Source organism: Leisingera daeponensis DSM 23529 (genome assembly GCF_000473145.1).
Lineage (GTDB): Bacteria > Pseudomonadota > Alphaproteobacteria > Rhodobacterales > Rhodobacteraceae > Leisingera > Leisingera daeponensis.
Genome location: NZ_KI421500.1, coordinates 2,314,227 through 2,339,365 on the forward strand (window position 1 = coordinate 2,314,227; position 25,139 = coordinate 2,339,365).

At 65.4% G+C, this 25,139-nt stretch carries 29 protein-coding genes; 10 read left to right on the plus strand and 19 right to left on the minus strand.

All coding sequences use genetic code 11. From position 1 onward, the window contains the following. Positions 1–110 precede the first annotated feature (110 nt). Entirely contained in the window at positions 111–2,069 is a 1,959-nt protein-coding gene (locus DAEP_RS0111730; protein ID WP_027244793.1) for a lytic transglycosylase domain-containing protein, read from the plus strand. On the opposite strand, the gene DAEP_RS0111735 is transcribed toward DAEP_RS0111730, so the two are convergent. Both DAEP_RS0111735 and mnmC2 read right to left on the minus strand, forming a co-directional pair. Further along, complete coding sequence (locus DAEP_RS0111735) at positions 2,043–2,951, minus strand: DMT family transporter (protein ID WP_036760627.1); 909 nt, start codon at positions 2,949–2,951, stop codon at positions 2,043–2,045. The two genes, DAEP_RS0111730 and DAEP_RS0111735, sit on opposite strands and share 27 nt — an antisense overlap. Next, positions 2,948–3,616, minus strand: a complete 669-nt coding sequence (mnmC2, locus tag DAEP_RS0111740) for a tRNA (5-methylaminomethyl-2-thiouridine)(34)-methyltransferase MnmC2 (RefSeq protein ID WP_027244795.1) — start codon at positions 3,614–3,616, stop codon at positions 2,948–2,950. The genes DAEP_RS0111735 and mnmC2 overlap by 4 nt, the downstream gene beginning before the upstream one ends. Positions 3,617–3,674: 58 nt before the next feature. Between mnmC2 and DAEP_RS0111745 the strand changes: the two genes are divergently transcribed. Next, positions 3,675–4,715, plus strand: coding sequence for an NAD(P)/FAD-dependent oxidoreductase (locus DAEP_RS0111745; RefSeq protein ID WP_027244796.1), 1,041 nt, complete (start codon positions 3,675–3,677; stop codon positions 4,713–4,715). A 97-nt stretch (positions 4,716–4,812) separates the two neighbouring features. On the opposite strand, the gene DAEP_RS0111750 is transcribed toward DAEP_RS0111745, so the two are convergent. The 4 genes from DAEP_RS0111750 to DAEP_RS0111765 all read right to left on the minus strand — a co-directional run bounded on the left by DAEP_RS0111750 (position 4,813) and on the right by DAEP_RS0111765 (position 8,161). Further along, a complete protein-coding gene (locus DAEP_RS0111750) occupies positions 4,813–5,355 on the minus strand; it encodes an NADPH-dependent FMN reductase (RefSeq protein ID WP_027244797.1) in 543 nt (180 codons plus the stop codon). A gap of 180 nt (positions 5,356–5,535) precedes the next feature. Further along, on the minus strand, positions 5,536–6,195 hold the full coding sequence (locus DAEP_RS0111755; RefSeq protein ID WP_008555334.1) for a YiaD family glycine zipper/OmpA-like lipoprotein: 660 nt from the start codon (positions 6,193–6,195) through the stop codon (positions 5,536–5,538). A gap of 136 nt (positions 6,196–6,331) precedes the next feature. Continuing rightward, positions 6,332–7,021, minus strand: coding sequence for a helix-turn-helix transcriptional regulator (locus DAEP_RS0111760; RefSeq protein ID WP_008555571.1), 690 nt, complete (start codon positions 7,019–7,021; stop codon positions 6,332–6,334). 270 nt (positions 7,022–7,291) lie between these two features. After that, positions 7,292–8,161 (minus strand): methylated-DNA--[protein]-cysteine S-methyltransferase, encoded by an 870-nt coding sequence (locus DAEP_RS0111765; RefSeq protein WP_027244798.1) that lies wholly within the window; start codon positions 8,159–8,161, stop codon positions 7,292–7,294. Between the two features lie 199 nt (positions 8,162–8,360). On the opposite strand from DAEP_RS0111765, the gene nth reads away from it, so the two are divergent. Both nth and DAEP_RS0111775 read left to right on the plus strand, forming a co-directional pair. Next, positions 8,361–9,005, plus strand: a complete 645-nt coding sequence (gene nth, locus DAEP_RS0111770; RefSeq protein ID WP_008553753.1) for an endonuclease III — start codon at positions 8,361–8,363, stop codon at positions 9,003–9,005. A gap of 127 nt (positions 9,006–9,132) precedes the next feature. Continuing rightward, entirely contained in the window at positions 9,133–10,125 is a 993-nt protein-coding gene (locus DAEP_RS0111775; protein ID WP_027244799.1) for an adenosine kinase, read from the plus strand. A 150-nt stretch (positions 10,126–10,275) separates the two neighbouring features. Here the strand turns inward: DAEP_RS0111775 and DAEP_RS0111780 are convergent, their stop codons facing one another. Beyond that, complete coding sequence (locus DAEP_RS0111780) at positions 10,276–10,782, minus strand: MarR family winged helix-turn-helix transcriptional regulator (RefSeq protein WP_027244800.1); 507 nt, start codon at positions 10,780–10,782, stop codon at positions 10,276–10,278. Between the two features lie 76 nt (positions 10,783–10,858). Here DAEP_RS0111780 and DAEP_RS0111785 point away from each other — a divergent pair, with 76 nt between their 5' ends. Next, positions 10,859–11,734, plus strand: a complete 876-nt coding sequence (locus DAEP_RS0111785; RefSeq protein ID WP_027244801.1) for an EamA family transporter — start codon at positions 10,859–10,861, stop codon at positions 11,732–11,734. A gap of 6 nt (positions 11,735–11,740) precedes the next feature. Here the strand turns inward: DAEP_RS0111785 and DAEP_RS22655 are convergent, their stop codons facing one another. Together DAEP_RS22655 and DAEP_RS0111795 are read right to left on the minus strand one after the other, a co-directional pair. Further along, positions 11,741–12,136: a hypothetical protein gene (locus DAEP_RS22655; RefSeq protein WP_036760630.1), complete on the minus strand. Its 396-nt coding sequence runs from the start codon at positions 12,134–12,136 to the stop codon at positions 11,741–11,743. A gap of 199 nt (positions 12,137–12,335) precedes the next feature. Next, positions 12,336–12,818 (minus strand): RNA pyrophosphohydrolase, encoded by a 483-nt coding sequence (locus DAEP_RS0111795; protein WP_027244802.1) that lies wholly within the window; start codon positions 12,816–12,818, stop codon positions 12,336–12,338. A gap of 138 nt (positions 12,819–12,956) precedes the next feature. Here DAEP_RS0111795 and DAEP_RS0111800 point away from each other — a divergent pair, with 138 nt between their 5' ends. Together DAEP_RS0111800 and DAEP_RS0111805 are read left to right on the plus strand one after the other, a co-directional pair. After that, complete coding sequence (locus tag DAEP_RS0111800; RefSeq protein WP_027244803.1) at positions 12,957–14,984, plus strand: NADPH-dependent 2,4-dienoyl-CoA reductase; 2,028 nt, start codon at positions 12,957–12,959, stop codon at positions 14,982–14,984. Between the two features lie 131 nt (positions 14,985–15,115). Continuing rightward, a complete protein-coding gene (locus DAEP_RS0111805) occupies positions 15,116–15,676 on the plus strand; it encodes a type 1 glutamine amidotransferase domain-containing protein (RefSeq protein ID WP_027244804.1) in 561 nt (186 codons plus the stop codon). Between the two features lie 57 nt (positions 15,677–15,733). On the opposite strand, the gene DAEP_RS0111810 is transcribed toward DAEP_RS0111805, so the two are convergent. The 3 genes from DAEP_RS0111810 to DAEP_RS0111820 form a co-directional block, all read right to left on the minus strand. After that, complete coding sequence (locus tag DAEP_RS0111810; RefSeq protein WP_027244805.1) at positions 15,734–16,078, minus strand: antibiotic biosynthesis monooxygenase family protein; 345 nt, start codon at positions 16,076–16,078, stop codon at positions 15,734–15,736. An 11-nt stretch (positions 16,079–16,089) separates the two neighbouring features. Continuing rightward, positions 16,090–16,413, minus strand: coding sequence for an NIPSNAP family protein (locus tag DAEP_RS0111815; protein ID WP_027244806.1), 324 nt, complete (start codon positions 16,411–16,413; stop codon positions 16,090–16,092). A 76-nt stretch (positions 16,414–16,489) separates the two neighbouring features. Beyond that, positions 16,490–16,930, minus strand: coding sequence for a DUF4399 domain-containing protein (locus DAEP_RS0111820; protein ID WP_027244807.1), 441 nt, complete (start codon positions 16,928–16,930; stop codon positions 16,490–16,492). Positions 16,931–17,203: 273 nt separating this feature from the next. Here DAEP_RS0111820 and DAEP_RS0111825 point away from each other — a divergent pair, with 273 nt between their 5' ends. Beyond that, the gene (locus DAEP_RS0111825) at positions 17,204–18,115 is read left to right on the plus strand and encodes a LysR family transcriptional regulator (RefSeq protein ID WP_027244808.1); all 912 of its coding nucleotides are present in this window, start codon (positions 17,204–17,206) and stop codon (positions 18,113–18,115) included. A 320-nt stretch (positions 18,116–18,435) separates the two neighbouring features. Here the strand turns inward: DAEP_RS0111825 and DAEP_RS0111830 are convergent, their stop codons facing one another. The 4 genes from DAEP_RS0111830 to DAEP_RS0111845 are packed head-to-tail and all read right to left on the minus strand — an operon-like array spanning position 18,436 to position 21,381. Then, on the minus strand, positions 18,436–19,368 hold the full coding sequence (locus tag DAEP_RS0111830) for an OmpA family protein (protein WP_027244809.1): 933 nt from the start codon (positions 19,366–19,368) through the stop codon (positions 18,436–18,438). Beyond that, positions 19,359–19,931 carry a peroxidase-related enzyme gene (locus DAEP_RS0111835; RefSeq protein ID WP_027244810.1) on the minus strand — a complete coding sequence of 191 codons (573 nt, stop codon included), beginning with the start codon at positions 19,929–19,931 and terminating at the stop codon, positions 19,359–19,361. Before DAEP_RS0111835 ends, DAEP_RS0111830 begins: the two co-directional genes overlap by 10 nt. Positions 19,932–19,936: 5 nt before the next feature. After that, complete coding sequence (locus DAEP_RS0111840) at positions 19,937–20,662, minus strand: GNAT family N-acetyltransferase (RefSeq protein WP_027244811.1); 726 nt, start codon at positions 20,660–20,662, stop codon at positions 19,937–19,939. Beyond that, positions 20,659–21,381, minus strand: a complete 723-nt coding sequence (locus DAEP_RS0111845; RefSeq protein ID WP_027244812.1) for a competence/damage-inducible protein A — start codon at positions 21,379–21,381, stop codon at positions 20,659–20,661. Before DAEP_RS0111845 ends, DAEP_RS0111840 begins: the two co-directional genes overlap by 4 nt. A gap of 48 nt (positions 21,382–21,429) precedes the next feature. On the opposite strand from DAEP_RS0111845, the gene sfsA reads away from it, so the two are divergent. Beyond that, positions 21,430–22,134 (plus strand): DNA/RNA nuclease SfsA, encoded by a 705-nt coding sequence (gene sfsA / locus DAEP_RS0111850; RefSeq protein WP_027244813.1) that lies wholly within the window; start codon positions 21,430–21,432, stop codon positions 22,132–22,134. 24 nt (positions 22,135–22,158) lie between these two features. Here the strand turns inward: sfsA and DAEP_RS0111855 are convergent, their stop codons facing one another. Next, the gene (locus DAEP_RS0111855) at positions 22,159–23,046 is read right to left on the minus strand and encodes a mechanosensitive ion channel family protein (RefSeq protein WP_027244814.1); all 888 of its coding nucleotides are present in this window, start codon (positions 23,044–23,046) and stop codon (positions 22,159–22,161) included. 154 nt (positions 23,047–23,200) lie between these two features. Here DAEP_RS0111855 and map point away from each other — a divergent pair, with 154 nt between their 5' ends. After that, positions 23,201–24,010: a type I methionyl aminopeptidase gene (gene map, locus DAEP_RS0111860; RefSeq protein ID WP_008557078.1), complete on the plus strand. Its 810-nt coding sequence runs from the start codon at positions 23,201–23,203 to the stop codon at positions 24,008–24,010. A 73-nt stretch (positions 24,011–24,083) separates the two neighbouring features. Here the strand turns inward: map and DAEP_RS23600 are convergent, their stop codons facing one another. After that, on the minus strand, positions 24,084–24,275 hold the full coding sequence (locus tag DAEP_RS23600; RefSeq protein ID WP_008554259.1) for a hypothetical protein: 192 nt from the start codon (positions 24,273–24,275) through the stop codon (positions 24,084–24,086). Between the two features lie 24 nt (positions 24,276–24,299). Next, positions 24,300–24,962: an HAD family hydrolase gene (locus DAEP_RS0111865; RefSeq protein WP_027244815.1), complete on the minus strand. Its 663-nt coding sequence runs from the start codon at positions 24,960–24,962 to the stop codon at positions 24,300–24,302. Positions 24,963–25,139: the final 177 nt, after the last annotated feature.

Genomic DNA, 25,139 nt, shown 5'->3' on the forward strand with positions numbered 1-25,139 from the left:
CGGCAATCCGCCGCCGTCAAGATACGGAATGCCAGTGATTTGAGTTGATACCGGCACGCCAATGAGTAACGTTCAAGCCTCTATCCCCGGACTGCTGGAAAATGCAAGAGATGACACGCATCCTGGCCCTTATTCTGCTGATATCCGCAACCCTGCCTGGGGCGCCGGCGCAGGCGCGCGATCTGGGCACCGCGCTGGAGCTTATGCGGGCCGAAAAATGGGATCAGGCGGCGCGGGAGGCCGGGGCGCAGCAGAGCGCTGCCAGCGACATTATCGAATGGCACCGGCTGCGTGCCGGGCTGGGGTCGGCGGGCGATGTGATGGCGTTTCTGCAGCGGCGCCCGGATTGGCCGGGACTGGATTATCTGCGGCGCGAGAACGAGGATGTGATTGCCGCAACCGGCCGCGAGACCATCCTGGTGTTCTACGCAAATGAGCGCCCCCAAACCGCCGAAGGCGCGTTGAGCCTGGGCAAGGCGCTGATTGACCGCGGACAGCGCGGCGATGGCGAGGCGGAGATCGTGCTGGCCTGGCGCACCATGGCAATGGGCAGCGCCATCCAGGATCTGTACCTGCGCGATTTCGCCAAGCTGCTGAAGCCGCATCACACTGCCAGGCTGGACCGGCTGTTGTGGGAGGATCACCTGGTCAGCGCCAAACGGATGCTGCCGCTGGTGCCCGAAGACGAGCGCAAGCTGGCTGAGGCGCGTATTGCCCTGCAGGAGCGCGCGCCCGGCGTGGACGCACGGATCGAGGCGGTTCCGGACCGGCTGAAGGGAGCAGCAGGCCTTGCCTACGACCGCTTTGCCTGGCGTGACCGCAAGCGGCTGCAGGACGGCGCCATTGCGATGATGATGGACCGCAGCACCAGCGCCGAAAACCTGGGCGAACCCGGCAAATGGCTGCAACGCCGCCGTGATCTGGCCCGGCAGCTGATGCGCGACGGCGATCATGAGCGCGCCTATCAGCTGGCCGCCTACCACTTCTCCACCCCCGCGGACGGCTATGGATACTCCGATTGCGAATGGCTGGCGGGTTATATCGCCCTGCAGAAGCTGCGCGACCCGGAACTCGCTGCCGTGCACTTCCAGCGTTTCATGGACTCGGTGGCAACCCCGATCTCGATCGGCCGCGGCGGCTACTGGCTGGGCCGGGCCTACGCGGCGATGGGCGAAGCCGACAAGGCGCATGAGGCCTATGCCAAGGGGGCGGAATACCAGACGTCTTTCTATGGGCTGCTGGCGGCTGAAAAACTGGGCCGCCCCTTTGACCCAGCATTGGTGAAACCCGCGGAGCTGCCGGACTGGCGGACGGCGGATTTCATGCAGTCCTCCGTTGCCGAGGCCGGCCTGATGCTGCTGAAAGCAGGTGATCTGGAACTGGCCGAGCGTTTCCTCACCCACCTGGTCGAGAACCTGCCGCCGGTGCAGGCGCGCCAGCTGGGACAGATGGCGGTCGAGCTGAACCAGCCGCATCTGGCGGTGATGATCTCCAAGCGTGCCGCCCGCGGCGGGGTGGAGCTGGAGGGCGCCTATTATCCGCTGCATCCGGTTGCCAAGCGGCAGCTGCCGATGGCTGAGGAAATGACCCTTGCCATTGCCCGGCGCGAAAGCGAATTCGACCCGGCAGTGATCAGCCACGCCGGCGCACGCGGCCTGATGCAGGTGATGCCGGCCACCGCCAAACTGGTGGCGACCGAGCTGGGTATCCTGGCGGGGCACAACACCTCCCGCCTGACGGCGGAGTGGGACTACAACGCCAAGCTGGGAGCCAATTACCTGGCCGGGCTGGCGGGCAAGTTCCGCGGCAACGTGGTGATGATGGCAGCGGGTTATAATGCAGGGCCGCACCGTCCCGCGTCCTGGATGGAGCGCTATGGCGATCCGCGCGGCGGCGGCCCGGACATTGTCGACTGGATCGAGCACATCCCCTTCAACGAGACGCGCAATTACGTCATGCGGGTCACCGAAAGCCTGCCGGTCTACCGCGCCCGGCTGGGCAAGACAGCCCTGCCGGTCCCGTTCTCGCAGGAGCTGAGCGGCTCAACCCTTCATGCGTTCGCGCCATAGGGTGAACAGCCCTGCGGCGATGATAACCCCCGCACCGATGGCAACATTGGTGCGGATCACCTCGCCAAACACCGCCATGCCCAGCATCGCCGCCCAAATCAGGTGGAAATAGGCAAAGGGTTGCACCGCGCTGGCCTCGGCCATCTCGTAGCATTTTATAAGCAGCCAGTGGCCCGTCACCCCGGAAACGCACAAAAGCGCCATCCAGAACCAGTCGCCCTGGCTCATCGGCTCCCAGAACCAGATGCCGATGGCGGTCATGAAGACCATGCCGGCAACCCCGGTCCAGAAGAAGCTGGTTGCGGTGCTGTCCTGGCGCGCGGCATAGCGCGTTACCAGACCGTAGACCGCAAACATCAGCGCCGAGATGAAGGGGATCACCGCCGCCGGATTGAACACGCCCATGCCCGGCTGCAGGATGATCAGCACGCCAACGAGGCCGACACCGATCGCCGCCCAGCGCCGCCAGCCCACGCTTTCGCCCAGCACCGGGCCGCTGAGGGCCGCCACCAGCAGCGGGTAGCAGATGAACACCGCCTGGCTTTCGATGAGGCCCAGCACGGTGAAACCGTAAACCGCCACGCAGATTTCCCCGACCAGCAGCACACCGCGGAAGATCTGCAGCCACAGCTGATCGGTCCGGGCCGCGGCCCTGATCCCGCCCCGCGTCCTTGCCGCCAGAAACACCACAAAGGCGGCAAAAAACCAGTAGCGCACCATGACAACCATATAGGTGTTGTAGGTGCCCGCCAGATGGCGCGAAATACCGTCCTGCAGCGCAAAGACGACCGTGGCGCCGATCATCAGCAAGATGCCCAGCGGCACGTTGTTCTGCTGCACCCGGGGCTGGGGCAAGCTCTTGGCCTGTGGAACCGTGCTCATGGCAGTACCGCCCTTGTCATATGCCGCTTGCGCCCGTAGCCGGGGATGCGGGTCACTTCAAATCCTGCCGCCTCAAGCCCGCGGCGCACGAAGCCCGCCGCGGTGTAGGTCGCAGCCGTCCCGCCCGGCGCGGTGTGTGCGGCAACCTGCGCCATCAGGGCCTCCTCCCAAAGCTCGGGGTTCTTGGCCGGCGAGAACCCGTCCAGAAACCAGGCATCCGCCTGCCCTGTCCACTCCGGCAGCGACATCCGCGCGTCGCCGGCAATGACCTCCAGTTGCAGGCTCCCCAGATCGCACCTGCCCGTACCGCTCCATTCCGCCAGAAACCGCTCCCCCCAGGGGGCAATAGCCGGAAAGGCTTCCAGCGCCTTGGCCATGTCAGCGGGCACCATCGGAAAGGCCTCGAAACTGGTGAAGCGCAGCGGTCCATCCTGCCCTGCCGTCTCCCAGGCGCGCCAGGCCGCCAGCATATTGAGTCCGGTGCCAAAGCCCAGCTCGGCAATCCGGAACCCCGGCGCAAACCGCCCGGGCAGATCGTTGCCCGCCAGGAACACATGCTCTGTCTCCGCCAGCCCGTCCTGGATCGAGAAATAGGGATCATCGAACTGATCCGACACCGGAACGGTACCATCGCGCCAGCTGAGGCGGGCCTGCTGGTCTGCCATGCTATAATCCCCTAAGTGAGTGCCTGGAACGGCGCGACACTGGCGAAAGGAATACCAAATGGCAATGGCAGATGTAACGGTGCGCGGGGCGGGCATCTTCGGCCTGTCGGTCGCCTGGGTCTGCGCCCGCCGCGGTGCGCGCGTGCAGGTGGCGGATCCCTATGGCGCAGGCGCAGGCTCCAGCGGAGGCCTTGTTGGCGCCCTTGCCCCGCATGTGCCGGAGAACTGGAATGCCAAGAAGCAGTTCCAGCTTGAAAGCCTGCTGATGGCAGAAACCTTCTGGGCTGAGGTCGAGGCCACCGGCGGTGTCTCCCCCGGTTACGGCCGGACCGGGCGCCTGCAGCCGATCAACGACGAACGCACGCTGGAACTTGCCCGCCAGCGCGAACTCTCCGCCCGCAAGCTGTGGAAGGACGAGGCCGAATGGCGTGTCTGCAAGGCGGACAGTCTTGGCCCCTGGGTGCCGCCCAGCGCCACCGGATATGTCATCCACGACACCCTCAGCGCCCGCATGCACCCGCGCCGCGCCTGCGCCGCGCTGGTCTCTGCCCTGGCGGTGATGGGCGTGGAGATCCAGGCCGTGGCCCAGGATCAAGGCAAGGTAGTCCACGCAAAGGGCTACGCAGGCCTTCTGGAGCTGAACGAGGCCTTCGGCAAGACCGTCGGCGGCGGCGTCAAAGGCCAGGCCGCGCTGCTGAGGTTCCACGAAGGCGAGGTGCCGCAGCTTTATGCCGACGGCCTGCACATTATCCCGCATGCCGACGGCACCCTGGCGATCGGCTCCACCTCGGAGCGGGAGTTCGAGGACGGCAAGGCCACAGATGCCCAGCTCGATGACGTGATCGAGCGCGCCCGCGCCGCAGTGCCGGTGCTGCACGGCGCCGAAGTCATTGAACGCTGGGCCGGCGTGCGCCCCCGCGCCAAGTCCCGCGCCCCGATGCTGGGCGCCTGGCCCGGCCGCGACGGCCACTATATTGCCAACGGCGGCTTCAAGATCGGCTTCGGCATGGCCCCTAAGGCGGCCCATGTGATGGCGGATCTGCTGCTGGACCGCAAGGACTGCATCCCCGCGGGCTTCCGGGTCGAAGACAACCTCTGACACCGGGCCCCCTGCGCCGCGCAGCGGCGCCCGGCCCAAGCCCCTAATCTGCCCGCCAGGGCAGCTTGGGGCGCGGGAGCGCGCCGCCCCACCGGCCTCAGCGGGTCAGTTCCGAACGCAGCTTCTGCATCAGCTTGGTCAGCGTGGCCTCATACTGCTCGCTTGTCAGCCGTCCGTTTTCGTCGAATTCCTTGCTCGATCCGGCCAAATGCACTTCCGGACCGGTGATCAGCCGCGGCTGGAAAGGCACCAGGAAGCCGCGCAGGATCATCTGCGCGCGCTCGCCACCGGCGCGGCCCGCCGCCGCCGACATGACCGCCACCGGCTTATCCGCCCAGGGGTTGCCTTCGGTGCGGCTCACCCAGTCCAGCGCATTCTTCAGCACGCCGGACGGCCCCTTGTTGTATTCCGGGGTGGAGATCACCACTGCATCCGCCGCCGCGATCTGATCCGCCAGTGTCTGAACCGCCGGCGGGATGCCGTCTGCCGCCTCGTCGTCGCCATCATAAAGCGGCAGGTTCAGGTCCGCCTCTACCACCGAGGCGGGCCCGAACACCCGGACTGCCTCTGCCAGCAGCTTGCGGTTTGTCGCCTCGCGGCGCAGCGATCCGGAAATGGTGAGCAGTACAGGGTCAGCCATGGGGAAATCCTTCTGTTCGCGTCTGTGTATCGTTCATCATGTATGCGGCGGCCCGCAGCATGAAACAGCAAATGCCGCGCAGGCACTGTGCAGCGTTACGTGAACCGGCGCGGCCGCAGACACAAAAAACAGCCCGCCCCGCTGGGGGACGGGCTGTGCATTTTACCGCCGGCAGCTGGATCAGGCCGCCTGCGGGATGACCACAACTTCGACGCGCCGGTTGCGGGCCTTGCCCTCCGGGGTCAGGTTGGAGGCCACCGGCTGCGACTCGCCGCGGCCGATGATCCGCATCCGGTGATAGGGCACGCCGCCGGCCTGAATGTGGCTGGCCACCGCATTGGCGCGGCGCTCTGAGAGGCCTTGGTTGTAACCGGCATCACCATCGCTGTCGGTGTGGCCGATCACCTGAATGGCGCTGTTGGGGTAGCGCACCAGGCTGTCGGCCACCCGGCGCAGGTCGGCCTGAACCGCCGGCGCAACCGCGGCGCTGTCGGTGGCAAAGGTCAGATCGTTCGGGAAGGACAGGATCAGGCGGTCGCCGGTGTTGACGATGGTGATCGAGTCATTGGCCAGGGTCTGGCGCAGCTCGCGCTCCTGCGCGTCAAGCTGGTTGCCGATCACGCTGCCGGCAGCTGCACCGACCAGCGCCCCGGTTGCAGCGCCAAGGCCGCGGTCGGAGTCATTGGCGATCGCACCGACGCCCGCGCCGATGATGCCGCCCAGGACTGCGCCCTTCTGGGTGTTGCTGCCCGGCGTGCCGACGGTTGCGGGATCGGTACAGGCGCTCAGGCCCAGTGCTGCGGCGACAATACCAGCCGTGGTGAGTTTCATCTGCATCATCAAATTGCCTTCTGCTTTCTAAGATCCGGGGATGCCCGGAGGTCCGCTCGAATATCATGCCGGCACCGCGGCTACTCAAGAGACGGTCTTGCAGTTTCGGCGAAATACCGCGCAAAATCCGCGTAAACACCGAATTTTATGGGGCAAAGGCGAAGTTCCAGCCCTCTTGTTCCATCCACAGTTTACGCAAGGCCCCCGCCTCAGGCGCAAACCCGTCCTCCAGCACGTCCGCCGCCAGCATCCGGTCGGTGCGGAAATGGCGGAAGCCGCCGCGCAGTTCGCACCACGCCGCCAGCATGGTGCAGTCGATATGATAGATCAGCGCCAGCGGCCGCAGGGTCCGGCAGCTCTCGCCGCTCTCCGGGCTGAGGTAGGTGAGTTGCAGCTTGCGGCTTTCCCGCACCGCCTGGCGCAGCAGCGCCTTGGAGACGCAACCCTGCTCTGGGTCGTCCAGCGGCGCGCCCCATGGGGCCACCTGCAGCCAGTCGGCGGTCGCATGCACATCCTTGATCTTGTGGCTCACCCGCGCGGCCGCCTTCTGCAAGGCGCCGTCACCGGTGCGCATCAGCATCGCCAGGCCAACGTGAAGCGCCTCCAGCTCCTCCTCGTCGAAATTGAGCGGCGGCAGGTCGTACCCCTTGCGCAGCATGTAGCCGATCCCCGCCTCGCCCTCCACCGGCGTGCGCATCGCCTGCAGCGCTGCGATGTCGCGGTAGATCGTCCGCTTGCTGACCTCCAGCGTCCCGGCAAGATCCTCCGCCCGCACCGGAGCCGCGGCGGTGCGAAGGATCTGGATGATTTCAAAAAGGCGGCCGGTGCGGGGCATGGGCAGGCTCCAGTGACAGTCTGCTGACACCCTAGCACATACCACTGACAACAGCCTGTCAGCAGTGCTCTGGTTTTCTGGCCTCCTCAAGAAGGAGAAACCCGATGCTGAGTTATGACTGGATCGTGCTGATCACCCTGGGCCTGGACCGCTGGGAAAACCAGCGCCGCCCCCTCGCCCCGCATGAAATCGAGCTTGAGGCAGCGCGCAGGCGTCACCAGGCGCAACAGGCGGCAAGGCCCGCCCGGCCCGGACTTCTGCAACGCCTGTTCAGCCGGCGGCGCGCGCTTCCTGCGCCGGGCTGTCCTCCTCCCGGGCGGCCTCATAAGCAAGCATCGCGCGTTTGACCGGCAGGCCCCAGTGGTAGCCGCCCAGCGCCCCGGACTTGCGCAAGGCACGGTGGCAGGGGATCAGCCAGCTGACCGGGTTGCGCCCCACCGCGGTGCCGACGGCCCGGACCGCGCGCGGAGAGCCGATCGCCTGGGCCAGTTCGGAATAGGTGGTGACATGTCCGGAGGGGATGCGCAGCAGCGCCTCCCAGACCTTGATCTGCAACGGCGCGCCGATCATGTGCAGCGCGGTCTCGCCCTTCTGGGCAAAGGCCGCCTGCGCCAGCGGGCGCAAGGCCGCAGGGTCCTCGACGAATTCCGCCTGCGGCCAGCGGGCGCGCATATCGGCCATGGCGGGCTCCGCCCCGGTCTCGGCTGCAAAGGCCAACCCGCAGATGCCCTTTTCGGTGCCCATCACCAGCGCCAGGCCAAAGGGGCTGTCGAACCAGCCCCAGAATATCCGCAACCCGTCCCCCTTACGGGCATATTCGCCGGGGCTCATCGCCTCCCAGCGCAGGAACAGGTCGTGCAGCCGCCCGGATCCCGACAGCCCCACCGCGTGCGAAGCCTGCAGCGTGGTGAACCGGTCGCGCAGCAGCGCCTTGGCATGGCCCAGCCGCAGATACTGCTGATAGCGCTTCGGCGAGACGCCGACCCAGGCCGAGAACAGCCGCTGGAAATGCGCCGGGCTCATGTCCATGCGGGCGGCCAGCTGTTCCAGCGTCAGATCCTCTCCGCCATCGTCGATCAGCTCAATCGCCCGCCGCATGACGCCGTAGTGATAGGTGCTTTCCCGGGCTTCAATATTCATCGCTGTGTCCTTCGGCAGTCTTGCAAGCCAGATTACCGCGCACAGGCCCGCCATTCGACCCGGAACATGCGAAATCCATCGCCCGGCGAGACCGCGTTGTGCAGGCTGGCCGGAGTGCCGCCGTGAAACGCCCGTCTAGCGGGTTCCGGGGCGCAAAATAAATTGCGCTTTAAGGCCTGACCTGTACATATGGCGCGCGATGGCCAAGCAACTCGATTATCATACCCTCCGCGAGATCTTTACCCGGTTTCACGCAGCGGAGCCCGAACCAAAGGGCGAGCTGGAGCATGTCAACGCCTACACGCTGGTGGTGGCGGTGGCGCTGTCCGCGCAGGCAACAGATGCCGGCGTGAACAAGGCAACCCATGAACTGTTCAAGATCGCGGATACCCCGCAAAAGATGCTGGATCTGGGCGAGGAACGCCTGATCGAGCATATCAAGACCATCGGCCTTTACCGCAACAAGGCCAAGAACGTGATCAAGCTGTCCCGGATCCTGGTCGAGGAGTACGGCGGCGAGGTCCCGAATTCCCGCGCCGCACTGCAGTCGCTTCCCGGCGTCGGGCGCAAGACCGCCAATGTGGTCCTGAACATGTGGTGGCGTTATCCGGCCCAGGCGGTTGACACCCATATCTTCCGGGTCGGCAACCGCTCCGGCATCTGCCCGGGCAAGGATGTCGACGCCGTCGAACGCGCCATCGAAGACAACATCCCGGTGGATTTCCAGCAGCACGCCCATCACTGGCTGATCCTGCATGGCCGCTACCACTGCAAGGCGCGCAAGCCGATGTGCGGCAGCTGCCTGATCCGCGACCTCTGCATGTATGAGGACAAGAACCTTTGAGGCGCCGGCGCAGTCACGCAGCCCATGCGCGGGCAGCGCGCCGCCTGGCCTGCCCCGGCCATTGCAACTATCGAAACAGACACGCCGGTCCCGGACCCGGCACGAACATCCCCGAGGAGGGCAGTTTATGACAAAAACCTATCATCTCGTCGGTATCGGCAACGCTGTGGTCGACGTGATTGCGCAGTGCGAGGACAGTTTCCTGGCCGAGCAGGGCATCGAAAAAGGCATCATGCAGCTGATCGAACGCGACCGCTGCGAGGATCTTTATGCGGCGATGGGCAACCGGGTGCTGACCCCCGGCGGCTCAGTGGCCAACACCATCGCGGGCGCCGGCGCGCTGGGGCTGGAGGCCGCGTTCATCGGCCGGGTCCGCGACGATGCGCTGGGTAAATTCTACGCCGATGCGATGAACAACGAAGGCGTGGCTTTCGTGAACCCGCCGGTTGCCGACGGCGAGCTGCCGACCTCGCGGTCGATGATCTTTGTCTCGCCCGACGGGGAGCGGTCGATGAACACCTACCTCGGCATCTCGTCCGAGCTGAGTTCGGCGGACGTGCCGCAAGAGGTGGCCGGCAACGCGCAGATCATGTTCCTGGAGGGCTACCTGTTTGACAAGGACAAGGGCAAGACCGCCTTTCTGGAGGCCGCCCGTGACTGCCGCGAGGGCGGCGGCAAGGTTGGCATCTCTATCTCCGATCCGTTCTGCGTCGAACGCCACCGGGCCGATTTCCTCAATCTGATCGGCAACGAGCTGGATTTCGTGATCGGCAACCAGGACGAAATCTGCGCCCTGTTCGAAACCACCGACCTGGAAGACGCAATTGCCAGGACCGCTGCGATCTGCCCGCTGGTGGTCTGCACCCGCTCGGGCGACGGGGTAACGGTGCTGAACAACGGTGAGCGGATCGACGTGCCGGTCGAAACGATTGTGCCGGTGGATGCCACCGGTGCCGGCGACCAGTTTGCTGCCGGCTTCCTGTTCGGCATGGCCACCGGCCGCAGTATGGAAATCTGCGCCCGGATGGGCTGCATCTGCGCCGGCGAGGTGATCCGCCACATCGGCCCGCGCCCGGAAACCCACGTGCTGCACCTGCTGGAAGAGGCCGGCCTGGTCTAAGTGCGGCGCGGCACTCCCGCCCGTCGAAACCGCACCTGATGGTTCAATTCCTCCCGTTGGGCGTGGCGCGGAGCAGCTTTGCCGCTCCGCGCCACGCCCCGCCTGCCGTCCGCAGGACGTAAGGGCAACAGCCCGCGCAGGATTACAGGCTCAGCCCGGGTGATCCGTTTCAGATTGTTCAGCTGCCGCCTGGGCCTTGCTCAGCAGCCCGGTCAAGGCCTCGGCCTCCGCCGCGCTGAGCCCTGCCAGCAGCCGGGTCTGTGTCTGCACATGCGCCGTCACCGCCCGGTCGATCAGGGCAAACCCTTCCTCTGTCAGCCCGACCAGGAAACTGCGGCTGTCCTGCGGGTTCACCTCCCGCTTGACCAGCCCGTCCGCCTCCAGCCGGTCGATCCGGTTGGTCATGGTGCCGGAGGCCACCATGGCAGCCTTCAGCAGCTCGCCCGGCGACAGCGTGTAGGGCGCGCCGGACCGGCGCAAAGTGGCCAGCACGTCGAACTTGGCCGCATTCAGCCCGAATTCCGCAAAGGTCTTATGCATCTCGCGCTGATAGGCCAGGTACAGCCGCGCTACCCGGCCGATCACCCCCATGGCCGTGACATCCAGGTCCGGCCGCTCTTTCCCCCATTGCTGGGTAATAAAATCCACATGATCCATGGCAACCGGTTTAAGCCCTTGCATCTTGACGTCAAGATAAAATCCACTATCTCGACATCAAGATAAGGAGAAACACATGCCCACCCGGACCCTTTTGCTGACAGCGCTGGCCCCTGCCATCTGGGGCAGCAGCTATATTGTGACGACAACCCTGCTGCCCGGCCACTCGCCGCTGGTGGTGGCCTTGCTGCGGGCACTGCCTGCGGGTTTGCTGCTGTTGCTTCTGGTGCGCCAGCTGCCGCCGCTCAACTGGCTGCCGCGGCTTATGGTGCTGGGCGCGCTAAACTTCTCGCTGTTCTGGGTGCTTCTGTTCGTCTCCGCCTACCGCCTGCCGGGCGGGGTCGCCGCCACCCTGGGCGCGGTGCAGCCGCTGATCGTGGTGTTTCTGTCAGCCGCGCTGCTCGGGACGCAGATCCGCGCCGCCGCCGTCGCTGCCGCGCTGCTGAGCATCGCGGGCGTTGCCCTTCTGGTGCTGACCCCCGCCGCCAAGCTTGACACGCTGGGCGTGCTGGCGGGCCTTGGCGGGGCGGTGTCGATGGCGGCTGGCGTGGTGCTGACGCGCAAATGGCAGCCGCCGGTGCCGCCCCTCACCTTCACCGCCTGGCAGCTGACCGCGGGCGGGCTGCTGCTGGTCCCGGTTGCGCTGTGGGCGGTGCCGGAGCTGCCCGTCTTCACCGCCGCCAACATCCTGGGCCTGGCATATATGAGCCTGATCGGCGGTGCGCTGACCTATATCCTGTGGTTCCGGGGTCTCGCCCGTATCGACCCCTCGCAGGTTTCGCTGCTGGGCGTGCTCAGCCCGCTTTCGGCAGTGATCCTGGGCTGGCTGCTGCTGGGCGAAACGCTGACGCCCAACCAGATGCTGGGGGCCCTGCTGGCCCTCTTCAGCCTTTGGCTTGGCCAATCCCGTCTGCGGCTGCGCGCGAACCGTGCGGCAGCCCCGGCCGATTGACGCCTGTCACCGCGGCATCGCCGGCTCACACGCTGCGCCGCGGTGGCAGTCCAGCACCTGCCGCCGCACTTCCGGCGTATCGTCAAAGGCGAAACCGCCGCAGGCACCCGCCCGGATCACCAGATCCTGCCCCCGCTGCTCCGCAAAGAACACATAATCCGCACCGGACTTCATACCGCCGCACCAGGGGCCAAGGCATTCCACCTCCAGCACCGCTGGCACATTGACCCGCCCCGAGAAATATTTGCCCTCCAGCATCTTGCCGGAAAGCTGCGCCGGGATTTGGGTCAGCGGCGGGGTGTCATTGGGATTGTCCGCATGCGATTGCGGCAGCAGGCTTTCGTCGAACCGCAGTTCCCCCGCGACGAGGTTATAGGCGCTCTCTGATGCAGCAGCGTGCAAATAGGCGTCCGCAGGGCCCCAAGGCAGGCAGCTGAGGGCCGCCGCGGGAGATACAGAAACTACCGGCAACAACGCTGCGGCGAATACGCTTAGGGCAACGCCTGACCTTGGGGAGGCGCCAAGCGCCTTTTCAAGGTCAGGCGCTGCCCGGCCTGCCGGCCGGGCGAAACCCCCGGAAAGAAACCGCGGCAAACGCATCTCACAAATACTCCCGGAACTCTGCCACCACCCGCGCATAGACCTCGCGCTTGAAGGGCACGATCTTCTCCACCAGGGTTTCCACCGGCTGCCAGCACCAGGCGGAGAATTCCGGGTGATCGGTCTCGATGTTCACTTGGTCATCTGTCCCCAGGAACCGCATCAGATACCACTTCTGCTCCTGCCCGCGGTATTTGCCGCCCCAGAAGCCGGGCACCACGTCATGCGGCAGGTCATAAAGCAGCCAGCCATTGCTCTCTGCGATGATCTCCACCAGTTCCGGCCCCACGCCGGTTTCTTCCTCCAGTTCGCGCAGCGCCGCGATCCGCGGGTCCTCGCCCTTGTCGATCCCGCCCTGCGGCATCTGCCAGGCGTCCTTGTACCGGTCCTTGCGCTGGCCGACGAACACCGCGCCCTCGGCGTTAATCAGCATCACGCCCACGTTGGGGCGGTAAGGCAGCTTGGCAATGTCTTCCGGTGTCATCCGGCTCTCCTCGAAATGCTTTTCCAGAACCTTAGACCGCTTGCCGCCGGGGCACGCAAGAGGGTGACGCGGCGTTTGCCCGTGACAAGGCGGCCTGCGCGCCCGATCCTGTAAGGAACTGCCAGGGAGAGTTTCAAGATGACTGCGTACCCCAATCTGCTTGCCCCGCTGGATCTGGGCTTTACCACGCTGAAGAACCGGGTGCTGATGGGCTCCATGCACACCGGGCTGGAGGAGACCGGCGACTGGAACCGGGTGGCCGAGTTCTATGCCGCCCGTGCCCGCGGCGGCGTCGCGCTGATGGTGACGGGCGGAATCGGCCCGAATCTGGAAGGCTCGGTGCTGCCCGGCGCGTCGATGATGACATCGGCCAAGGACGTCGAAAACCACCGCGTCGTGACGGACCGGGTGCATGAGGCAGGCGGCAGGATCGCCATGCAGATCCTGCACGCAGGCCGCTATGCCTATGGCCCGAAATGCGTCGCCCCCAGCCCCGTGAAATCCCCGATCTCCCCCTTCCCGCCGCATGAGCTGGACGAGGATGGCATCGAAAAGCAGATCGCCGACATCGTGAACGCCGCGCGGCTGGCGCAGGAGGCCGGCTATGACGGGGTCGAGATCATGGGGAGCGAGGGATACTTCCTCAACCAGTTCCTGGTCACCCACACCAACAAGCGCACCGACCGCTGGGGCGGCTCCTATGAGAACCGGATGCGGTTGCCGATTGAGGTCGTGCGCCGCACGCGTGAGGCCGTGGGCCGCGAATTCATCATCATCTACCGCCTGTCGATGATCGACCTGGTGCCCAACGGCTCCACCCACGAGGAAGTTGTGCAGCTGGCGCAGGAAATCGAGAAGGCCGGCGCCACCATCCTCAACACCGGCATCGGCTGGCATGAGGCGCGCATTCCGACCATCGCCACCAGCGTTCCGCGCGCGGCCTTTGCCTGGGTCACCAAGAAGCTGATGGGCAAGGTCGGCATCCCGGTGATTACTTCCAACCGCATCAACACGCCCGAAGTGGCGGAGCAAGTGCTGGCGGAGGGCTGCGCCGACATGGTGTCGATGGCACGGCCGATGCTGGCGGATGCGGATTTTGTCGCCAAGGCCGAAGCAGGCCAGGCGGACCAGATCGCGCCCTGTATCGCCTGCAACCAGGCCTGTCTCGACCATACTTTCAGCGGCAAGCTGACCTCCTGCCTGGTCAACCCGCGCGCCTGCCACGAGACCGAGCTGGTGATCGAACCGGCGGCAGCCGCCAAGACGGTGGCCATCGTCGGCGCCGGCCCTGCGGGCCTGTCGACCGCGCTGACGGCGGCGCAGCGGGGCCACAAGGTCACCCTGTTCGACCGCGCCGATGAGATCGGCGGCCAGCTCAACATGGCCAAACAGGTGCCGGGCAAGGAGGAATTCTGGGGCCTGGTGGACTGGTACCGTGTAATGGTGGCCGATGCCGGCATCACGCTGGAACTGGGCCGCGAAGTTTCGGCGGATGATCTGACCGGTTTCGACGAAGTGGTGATCGCCACCGGCGTTCTGCCGCGCGATCCGGCCATCCCCGGTCAGGACCGGGACAATGTGCTGAGCTACATCGACGTGCTGCGCCACAAGAAACCGGTCGGCCAGCGCGTCGCGGTGATCGGCGCTGGCGGCATCGGCTTTGACGTCTCCGAGTTCCTGCTGGAAGAAGGCCACAGCCCTGCCATCGATCTGCCCGCCTGGATGAAGGAATGGGGCGTCGCCGACCCGGCAGAGCACCGCGCGGGCCTCGCCCCCGAGGGCCCGCAACCCGCCGCCCCGGCCCGGCAGGTGACGCTTTTGCAGCGCAAGGCCGAACGCCACGGCAAACGGCTTGGCAAGACCACCGGCTGGATCCACCGCGCCACGCTCAAGATGAAGGACGTCGAGTTCCTGGGCGGCGTGAACTACGAGAAGATCGACGAAGAAGGCCTGCACGTGAGCTTCGGCGAGGCCCGGGAAAACCCGACGCTGGTGCCGGCCGATACCATCGTCCTGTGCGCGGGACAGGTGTCTGAGCGGTCACTGGCAGATCAACTGGCCGAACGCGGCCTAACCGCTCATGTCATTGGCGGTGCCGACGTCGCTGCGGAACTGGACGCCAAACGCGCCATCAATCAGGGCACCCGTCTGGCAGCCGGCCTCTGACCTGCGGCCAAACGCCGCGCCCCTCCAGTCCCTGCGCCCCCGTCCGGAACACCTCCGGGCGGGGGCGCGTTCGTTCTGCAGCACCGCCCGGCCGGACGGTTTGGCATTTCAGAACAGGAAAGGAACCCGTAATGCCCAAAATCGCAGATGCAAAGATCCTGATCATTGCCACCCATGGGTTTGAGCAGTCGGAACTGGAATTCCCGCGCGACCAGCTGCGGGTAAAGGGCGCCGAGGTCCATGTCGCCACCCTCGACGGCAAGCCGGCCAAGGGCTGGGAAGGCAGCGACTGGGGCCGCGAGGCCGACGCCGATCTGAAAATCGCTGATGCGAAGGCCGATGGATATGACGCGCTGGTGATCCCCGGCGGCCAGATCAATCCCGACCTGCTGCGGGTCGAGGAGGATGTCATCAATCTGGTCAAGGCCTTCCATGACAGCGGCAAGGTGATCGCCGCAGTGTGCCACGCACCCTGGGTGCTGGCGGAGGCCGGCATTGCCAAGGGCCGCGACATGACATCCTATCACTCGATCAAGACCGATATCGCCAATGCAGGCGCCAACTGGAAAGACGCCGAGGTTGTCACGGATCAGGGCATCGTGACCAGCCGCCAGCCAGAGGATCTGAAGGCATTCGTGTCGAAAATCGCCGAGGAGATCGAGGAAGGCGCGCACCCGCGCGCCGCAGCCTGACCGGTTTCCGCCCTGCGCCCGCGGCGCGGGGCGGTTTTCCCCGCACAGCCCGCGGTCTCAGCCGTGAACGGCACGGCTGTCGGCAGGCGCCGCGTTCCGCGCGGTCATCCCGTAGTCCCGAATCACACCTGCCACCCGCAGCCGGTAGTTCGCAAAGACACCGGCCCTCCCCTTGGCCTGCGCGGCCCGGTGCTCCGCCAACTGCCGCCAGCGCTGCACTGCCGCCTCGTCGCGCCAGAAAGACAGCGACAGGAGCTTGCCCGGTGCGCTCAGGCTCTGGAATCGCTCCACCGACAAAAACCCGTCCACCTGCTCCAGCAAGGGCCGCAGCTCCGAAGCTGTTTCCAGATAGGCCTCTTTCTGTCCTGCGGCGGTCTCCACCTCGAAAATCACGGCAATCATCTGCGCCTCCCTCATCCGGCCTGCCCATGCGGCGCCGAGGCCAGCTTCAGCCAGGTCCGGTCTTCGCGCAGCAGGAACCGCTCGCGCTGCGCAAACTCGTAGTTTTCGCGCCCCAGCGGATCCTGCGCCAGCCGCGCGCGGTAGGCCTCATACTCCGCAAGGCTCTCCACGTTGTAGATCCCGTAGGCCAGCGTCGAGGACCCCTCATGCGGCGCGTAATACCCCACCAGATCCACCCCGCAGCGCGGAATCGCCTGCCCCCAGGTACGGGCGTATTGTTCAAACTGCGCCTTCTTGGCGGGGTCGATGCGGTAACGGATGATGCAGGTCAGCATGGCATGTCCTTTGCTTGTTCAGGACCACCTGCCTAACCCGCCCCATCAGCCGGATGCTTCGGCGCGGACCGAACCGTCACTCCACCGTGATAGTGATCTGCTCAGAGACAATCGGGCTTGAGTGCGGGACATGGCCTGCATCGCCCAGCACCAATTGCAGCGTGTGACGGCCCGGGGACAGCTCCAGTGTCACCTCGGTCTGACCGCCGCCAAAATGCAGGTGGTTGTCATCCGACGGCAGTCCAAAGGCCAGCTCATCCGCACCATCCTCCCCCTCGCCCAGCGGCGGGCGGTCGATCAGCAGGTGATGGTGGCCGGTGTTCTCCTTCTCGATCCCCGACGGCGCCACCCCCATGCCCGACAGGCCAAAAACCAGCGTTACCGGAGACGTGACCGTGTCCCCGTCCTGGACATTTGCGAAATAGACCTTGGCCTCAGGGTTCGAGGCCGTCTCACCGCCAGCCCACAGCGGGGCCGCCAGGCAGGCAGACAAGGCAGCCGCAATCAGCAGTTTCATATCGGGTCCTCCAGAAAATTGCTTAACCAGCAAGACAAAGCTAGCGGCTGGCCCGGCCCTGGCAATCCTGCCGCCCATAACGAATGCACAAAAAGCGGCAGCCGCCGGTAAGCGCTTGGCACCCAAGCCTGGCAAGTGCCCGTCCTGTAAGGTGCCGTTTCCACTGCGCAAACGATCCCTGCAAAACCCTGCAATTATCCCACCCCCGCCCCGTTCTTGCCCGATTTCCCCGGCAACACTGACAGCAACACAGCTTAACGAGGATGGGTGAACATGGACCGACTGACCGAGATGGAGGCCTTTGCCAATGTGGTGGACCAGGGCGGCTTCACCGATGCGGCACGCAAAATGGGGATTTCCAAGTCGGCGGTCTCCAAACATGTCTCCAGCCTGGAAGCCCGCCTGGGCGCGCGGCTTTTGAACCGCACCACCCGAAGGGTGTCGCCGACCGAGATCGGGCTTGCCTACTACGATCGCGCCCGCCGGGTGCTGAACGATGCAGGCGAAGCGGATGCGCTTGTCACCTCGATGCAATCGGCGCCCTCAGGCCTTCTGCGGATTTCCGTCGCCACCGATTTCGGCGTCAATCATCTGTCGCCGGTCCTGTCCGACTTCCTGCGCGATTTCCCGGACATCACCGTCAACATGGTGCTGAACAACCGCTATGTTGAACTGATTTCAGAAGGATTCGACATGGCCGTGCGGATCGGCGAGCTGGAGGACAGCTCCCTGCGCGCCCGCAAGCTGACCGAAACCACCAAGCGGATGATCGCCTCCCCCGCCTATCTGGAGAAATTCGGCCGCCCGCAGAAGATCGACGAGCTGAACAATCACAAGCTGCTGCATTACTCCAGCCAGTCCAGCGGCAATGTCTGGAAGATCACCGCGCCCTCCGGGGAGAAGCGCCAGGTGCGCACCTCCGGCTGGCTGTCAGTGAATGACGGCCAGTCGCTGCTGACCGCGGCCATTTCCGGCCTCGGCATCGCCTACCTGCCCAGCTACCTCTACGCCGAAGCCATGGAGGAAGGGCTGGTCGAGGACGTGATGCCCAGCCTGCCGGTCGAGACCCAGGGCATCTACGCCGTCTACCCGCCGGGCAAGTTCACCCAGCCCAAGGTGCGGGCGTTCATCGATTTCCTGGTCGCAGCCTTTGCCGACCGTGACCCGTCCGAATGGAAAACCTGAACCGGTTCAACGGAATACCGGACCAAGACCTCCCTCGAAGACCTGCCCCTGCGCCCGCGCGGGGGCTTTTTTTCCGGCCGTTTCTATCTCCCAAGGGCCCCGCATACCCGCAGCAGCTTTCCCCGCCCGCACCAGAGCGCTCATCCGGAGGAGCCTGCAGGCATGTCGGCGCCGGCCGGAGAATTTGCGCTCTTCCCAGCGCCTCTCGCCCGCCGCCAGAGCATATCCCATGCTCCCGCGTCCGTTATGCCAAGGCGTCTTGGCTGCGCCAAGGCGCCTGCTGGGGCGGGAGCCCCTCGCCAGATCCCGTCCGCAGAAAGTCAGTCAGCGAGCAGCACCGCCTCCACCCGCCTGTTGGCCTCGCGGCCCTCCGGGGTCAGGTTGCTGGCAATCGGCGCCAGGAAACCGGCACCGGCCACGCCGATCTGCGACTCTTCCGCGCCGTAAGCCTCAATCAGCCGCTCCTTCACCGATTGCGCCCGGCGCTCTGAGATGCCGGCGTTCTGCTCCTGCGAGCCGACCGTGTCGGTATGGCCCACCAGCAGCAGCCTGTATTCCGGGTTTGCGGCCAGATATTCCGCCAGCTGCACCAGGCTGTCATAACGGCCCTCGCGCAGCCGGGTGGAGCCGCTCTCGAACACCAGATCGGCCAGCACCGCATGGCCGCGGACATCCAGCACCTTGGCCAGCTCCACCGGGCGCACCGGGCGCTCCGGGGATTTCACCTCTGCGGCGGGCTTCACCACCGGCACCGCGGCGCCGGGCGGCTGCACCGTGATCATCTGCACATAGGCCGTGCCGCCCGCCCGCGACACCAGGATCGAGACCGCCTGCCCGTCCCTGGCCGCCGACAGGAAGTGATAGCGGGAGATATCCACCATCATGTCCGGTGCCGGTACCACCTCAGTCCCGAAGCGGAAGCCGAAGCCGCCACAATCGCGGGCCGCGCAATCAAGCAGCACCTCATAGCCCTGCGCCATGAGCTGCTGGCGCAGCGGCGCCAGGATCTCCAGCACCGTGCTGCTGCCCTCCACCCGCCAGGTGCGGCGCGAAATCCGGCCCTCGAACTGCTGTGAAGGCACCTTGTCCGAAACCTCCGGCCCGACCGGCAGCTGGTAGACGCCCAGCGCAGTGTCCCGTTCGGACACAGCTTCCGCGCCGGGCGGCAAGGCCATCTCCACCGCCCCGGCCCGCCCGGCCAGCAGCGCCGCCGCGGCTAGGACAGCAAGGGCCGGCAGCCGCCCTAGCGGCACTGGCTGTGGTATTCCGGATTGGGCACCATGGCGGTTGCGCTGGCCACCCGGTTGGACATGTTGAAGAAGCCGGTGACATTGGCGATGTCCCAGATGTCGCGGTCACTGAACCCCGCCTTACGCAAGCCCTGGCGGTCCGCCTCTTCGATTTCCGCACTCGCCGTTGTCATCTTGGCGGCAAAATCCAGCATCGCCCGCTGCCGCGCATCCAGCGGGGCCACCCGGTAGTTCATCACCAGCATCTCGCCCAGCTGCGGATCGCCCGACAGCTGCCGCACTGCCGCGCCATGCGCCACCAGGCAATAGAAGCAGCGGTTGATCGAAGAGACCACGACCGCGATCATCTCCCGCTCCAGCTTGCTGAGGCCGCTGTCGGCCAGCATCAGATCGTTGTACATCCCCGTGAAGGCATTCAGCTTATTAATGTCGAACGCATTGGCTTTCAGCACATTCGGCACCATCCCCAGCTTTTCCTGGCAGATGTCGAAATACTTCTGCGTCTCGGGCGGCAGCGGGTCCGCCATCGGCAGGTCAAGGGCTGTGGGCTGGGTCTGATCAGTCATCGCGGTCAATCGCCTTCCTTCAAAATCCGGTAGTGATACTGTCCGGTGCAATCCATTCCGAGGGAAGCATAAAGCCCGTTTGCGCCCTCGTTACGTTTCGTACAGAGCACCGCCAGTTCGCTGGCGCCATGCTCCAGCGCCCAGTAGGCGGCCTGGCGCATCATCCAGCCGCCCATGCCGGCCCGGCGCTGATGCGGCAGGATCTCCAGCGCATGAACCATCGCCACCCCGTCATGGATGGCGACAAAGCCCGCGCCGGCCGGCTTGTCCCTGTGGCGTCCCAGCAGCCCTGTCTTGGGCCCCCGCACCCGCTGCATCACCGCCAGACGCTCGGGCCCGATGCCAGCCTGCTCCCAGATCTCGCGCTGGATCGCCAGCGGCTCCCAGACGCAGAAGGCGGTGACACGCGGCACCGGTATATCCGTCAGCCGTTCCGCCGGGCAGGTCCAAAGGTTGACCGGATCCTTCACCGCATAGCCACGGGCCTCCAGCTGCGCGTCCAGCTCCGTCTCGCCGTCCCGGATCATGAACAGGCAGTCCTGACCCATGGCGCGCATCGCCTCTTCCGCCGCTGCGATCTGCGCGCCGGACACCGGGCCGGACACCGTTGCCGCCGACACCCGGCTGCCGCCGCCCTGCCCCTCGCGCAGGGTCACGGGGCCAAGCGTGCGCAGCGAGGCGGGCGGCCAGGTCGCCTCTGTCACGGCGTAATACCGGGGGTCGGTGGTCACTGCTCCAGCTCCTTTGCCAGCTCGGTCATCGCCGCGTCGATCCGGGCGCCATCGGTGCCGCGGATCACCACGTTGGCCCCAAAAACGCCGTCTTTTTGAAACGGGTAGCAGCCGACCGACAAATCCGCATAAGCCTCAGCCAGCAGGCGCAGCGGACCGGCAATCTCGCCCTCGCCGCGCATCACCCGCAGGGTCTGCGACAGCATCGGCTGGCCGCCGGTGAGCGTTGGGATCACGCTGGCCACCATCGCCTGAAAGATCATCGGCACCCCGGCCATCACATGCACGTTGCCAAGGGTGAACCCCGGCGCCGCAGAGACCGGATTGTCGATCAGATCGGCACCGTCCGGGATCCGCGCCATGCGCAGCCGGGCCTCGTTCAGCTCGATCCCCTGGGTGTCGTAATGCGCCTGCAGGATTGCCCGGGCATCATCGCGCACGCCCAGATGCGCGTCAAAAGCCTTGGCGATGCAATCGGCGGTGATGTCATCATGGGTCGGGCCGATACCGCCGCTGGTGAAGACATGATCATAGGCCGCGGCCAGCGCCTTGACCGCTGCGATGATCGCCTGCTCATCGTCGCTGACGATGCGGACTTCCTTCAGGTCGATGCCATGCTTGGCCAGCTCCCCGGCCAGGTAATGCATGTTGGCATCCCGGGTGCGGCCCGACAAAATCTCGTCCCCGATCACCAGCATGGCAGCCGTCGGATTGGCCATGGTTGTCCTCCCTTGATACCTCGTCTCCGCAGGTATAGGCCCGTTGCCATGCGCTTTGAAACCCCTCTGATCCCCGCCGTGCTGATCCGCCGCTACAAACGCTTCCTCGCCGATTGCCGGCTGGAGGACGGGCGGGAAGTGACGGCTCATTGCGCCAACCCCGGCAGCATGATGGGGCTGGCGGAGCCCGGCATGAAGATCTGGCTGGAGCCCAACGACGACCCGAAGAAAAAGCTGAAATACGGCTGGCGGCTGGTCGAGCATGACGGCGGCCATTTCACCGGCGTCGACACCTCGGTTCCGAACCGCGCCCTGCGTGCCGCGCTCGAAAACGGGGACGTCGCGGAGCTTGCGGCCTACAAAACCGTGCGGGCAGAGGTGAAATACGGGGCGAACAGCCGGATCGACTTTCTGCTGAGCCAGGACGGCCTGCCCGACTGCTATGTCGAGGTGAAAAGCGTGACGCTCTCGCGCCAGCCGGGCCTTGCGGAATTTCCCGACAGCGTCACCGCGCGCGGCACCAAGCATCTGGGGGAACTTGCAAACATGGCCGCGCAAGGCCACCGGGCGGTGATGTTGTATCTGGTGCAGCGCACCGATTGCGACCGCTTCCAGCTGGCAGCGGATATCGACCCGGCCTATGCAGACGCCTTTTCCAGCGCCCAGGCCGCGGGGGTGGAGCGGCTGGTGATGGGCACAAAGATCTCACCGGCTGGTGTCGAGGCCGGCGCCCCCATCCCCGCCAGGGAGTAACGGCGGGGGCGCTGGCGCTCCGGTTCAGGCGGCCTTGCTGGCCTCATCCTCCTGCGCGTCCGGTTCGGCCCGAACGATAGTGTGGGTCGGGAAGGGGATATCGACCCCGGCCGCGTCCAGCGCCTCTTTCACCTTGCGCTTCATGTCGGCCTGATACTGGAAATACTCCGCCGCATCGACCCAGACGCGCACCAGGAAATCGACCGAGCTGCTGTTCAGCTCGTTGACCTGGATGAACGGCTCCGGTTCGCTGTGCGAGCGGCTGTCGCTCATGATGGTTTCGCGGATCACCCGCTCAGCCACGGCCAGGTTGGCGCCATAGCCGACGCCAAAGGTCCACTCGGCCCGGCGGGTGTCGAACGATGAGTAATTGGTGATGGTGTTGCCCCAGACCTCGGAATTGGGGATGATGACCTTCAGGTTACTAAGGCTCGCGATGACGGTATTGTTCAGGTTGATGTCCTTCACCGTTCCCATCTCGCCATCGACCTCAATGAAATCGCCCAGCTTGAAGGGGCGGAACAGGATGATCATCACCCCTGCCGCAACATTGGACAGCGCCCCCTGCATCGCCAGGCCGATGGCCAGGCCCGCAGCACCGATGGCCGCGATGATCGAGGTGGTCTCGACTCCGAAGGTGTTCAGCACGAACAGAACCGCGAAGGCGAGGATAACATAGCGGGCGAGATTACCCAGAAAGTGGAACAGGGTCACGTCGAGACTGGCATGGGTGTCCCCCAGCGTCACGATCCGCCGCTTGACCCAGCTTGCCACGATAAAGCCCGCCAGCAGGATGACCACTGCGGCCACAACGCTGCCCATCACCTCGGCCAGGAATTCCAGGGTCACCAGATCGGAGAGTGACTTTCCGCCGTAAATTTCAGTTTGCATCAGGTCGTTGAAGCTTTCCATACCGCTGTTTCTCTCCGTTTTGCCGCAGATTCCCTCACCACCGGTAACGCGGCGCAACGGAAAAAGTTCCAGGATGCCGCCCTTGCCCCCTCTGGCCCTTTTCCCGGGAACCCCTTACATAGCTACGCAAAGACATCCGATGGAGCTCCGCCTGATGAGATCGAAAGACGGCCGCACGACCAAGGACGGCATCCGCATTCATGAGCCCGGCGATTTTGCGGGCATGCACAAGGCGGGGGCGCTTGCTGCGCGCATTCTGGATGATATCGCAGCCCATGTGTTCCCGGGCCAGACCACTGGCGAGATTGACCGGCTGATCACCAAAATGGTTGAGGACGCGGGCGCCACTTCCGCCACCATCGGCTACAAGGGCTATCAGCACGCAAGCTGCATCTCGGTGAACCACGTGGTCTGCCACGGCATCCCCGGCGACAAAAAGCTGAAAGACGGCGACATCCTGAACATCGACGTGACCGTGATTGTCGATGGCTGGTTCGGCGATACCTCGCGGATGTTCGTGGCAGGAAAGCTCAGCCGCAAGGCGGAGCGGCTGATTCAGGTCACCCACGATTCCCTGATGATGGGGATCGAGGCGGTGAAGCCCGGCAATACCTTCGGCGACATCGGCCACGCAATCCAGACCTATGCCGAAAGCCAGCGGATGAGCGTGGTGCGCGATTTCTGCGGCCACGGGCTGGGCCAGGTGTTCCACGCCCCGCCCAACGTCCTGCACTACGGCCGTCCCGGCACCGGCCCGGTTCTGGAAGAAGGCATGTTCTTCACTATCGAGCCGATGATCAACCTGGGCCGCCCGGAGACCAAGATCCTGGCCGATGAGTGGACCGCCGTCACCCGCGACAAGTCGCTGTCGGCGCAGTTCGAGCATTCGATCGGGGTAACTGCTGACGGGGCCGAGATTTTCACCCTGTCACCGGCCGGGAAATTCCACCCGACCTACGGGTAAGCTGTTAAGGCGCAGGCGGGGGCCAGCCCCCGCACCCCCGGGATATTTTCAGCCAGATGAAGGACGGATCCCGTCAGGAGCCGGCGCCATCCTGACTTTCCGCTTCCTGCATCCTCCACAGGGCGAGCAGCAGGGTGCCGTCCGCCCATGGAGTCACCGCATCCTGGATGAACAGCGGTGATCGAGCGGATTTCGGTTTGGGTTTTGTCCCGGCTTCGGCCTTGGTTACAGGCGGCAGGAACGGCGTACGCAGTGTCTGTTCCATGCCCGGAACAATAGCACACCCGCCTTAGATCGACAAAAGCGCGGGCACCTCAGCCATATCGCGGAACACCTCCGCCCCCAGTGCTGCAAGCTTTTGTCCGCCGCCCTTCGGCGCATAACCGAGGCAGCGCATGCCTGCCCGCACCGCGGCGGTGACGCCGCTGCCGCTGTCCTCGATCACCAGGCAGTCGCGCGCCTGCACCGCGAAATGGCTGGCTGCCGCCAGGAACAGCCCCGGCTCCGGCTTGGCCACGCCCAGGGACTGTGCCGAGAACATCGCTTGCGGATGGAACCGGTCCCACAGGCCGTGCTGCCCCAGGGTGATGCGCATCTTCTCCTCGCTGCCGTTGGAGGCGACGCAAACCGGAATGCCCCTGGCATCAAGCCGCGCCAGCAGCTGCGAAATGCCCGGTGTCAGCGGCACCCCCTGCTTCAGCCGCGCATAGGTCTCGGCGTAGACTGCGCGGGTCCAGTCCTCCGGCAGCGCGGCCCCCAGGCTGCGGGCCTTTTCCATCACCCCGGCCATGGTGCAGCCGACGAAATGCGCCATCGATTGCTCCATGGTCAGCTCCAGCCCGTGCCTGGCCAAGTTTTCGATCAGCGCCTGGTTGGAGGCCGGCTCGCTGTCGACCAGCACGCCGTCGCAATCGAAGATCACCAGTTTCGGGGTTGGAAATGTCTTTGGCATAATGAGAGGCCTTTGCCGGAATAATCCTGTTCTGGGTCACAGGTTTATGCGGCAATCAGGCCCCCGGCAAACAGGGCACCGCGGTTTTTCGCCGGAGTGATCACGATACGGGCCGGGCTTGAAACCGCCGGAAACAAAAAATGCAGGGGAAGCCCCCTGCATTTCATATCGTTCACT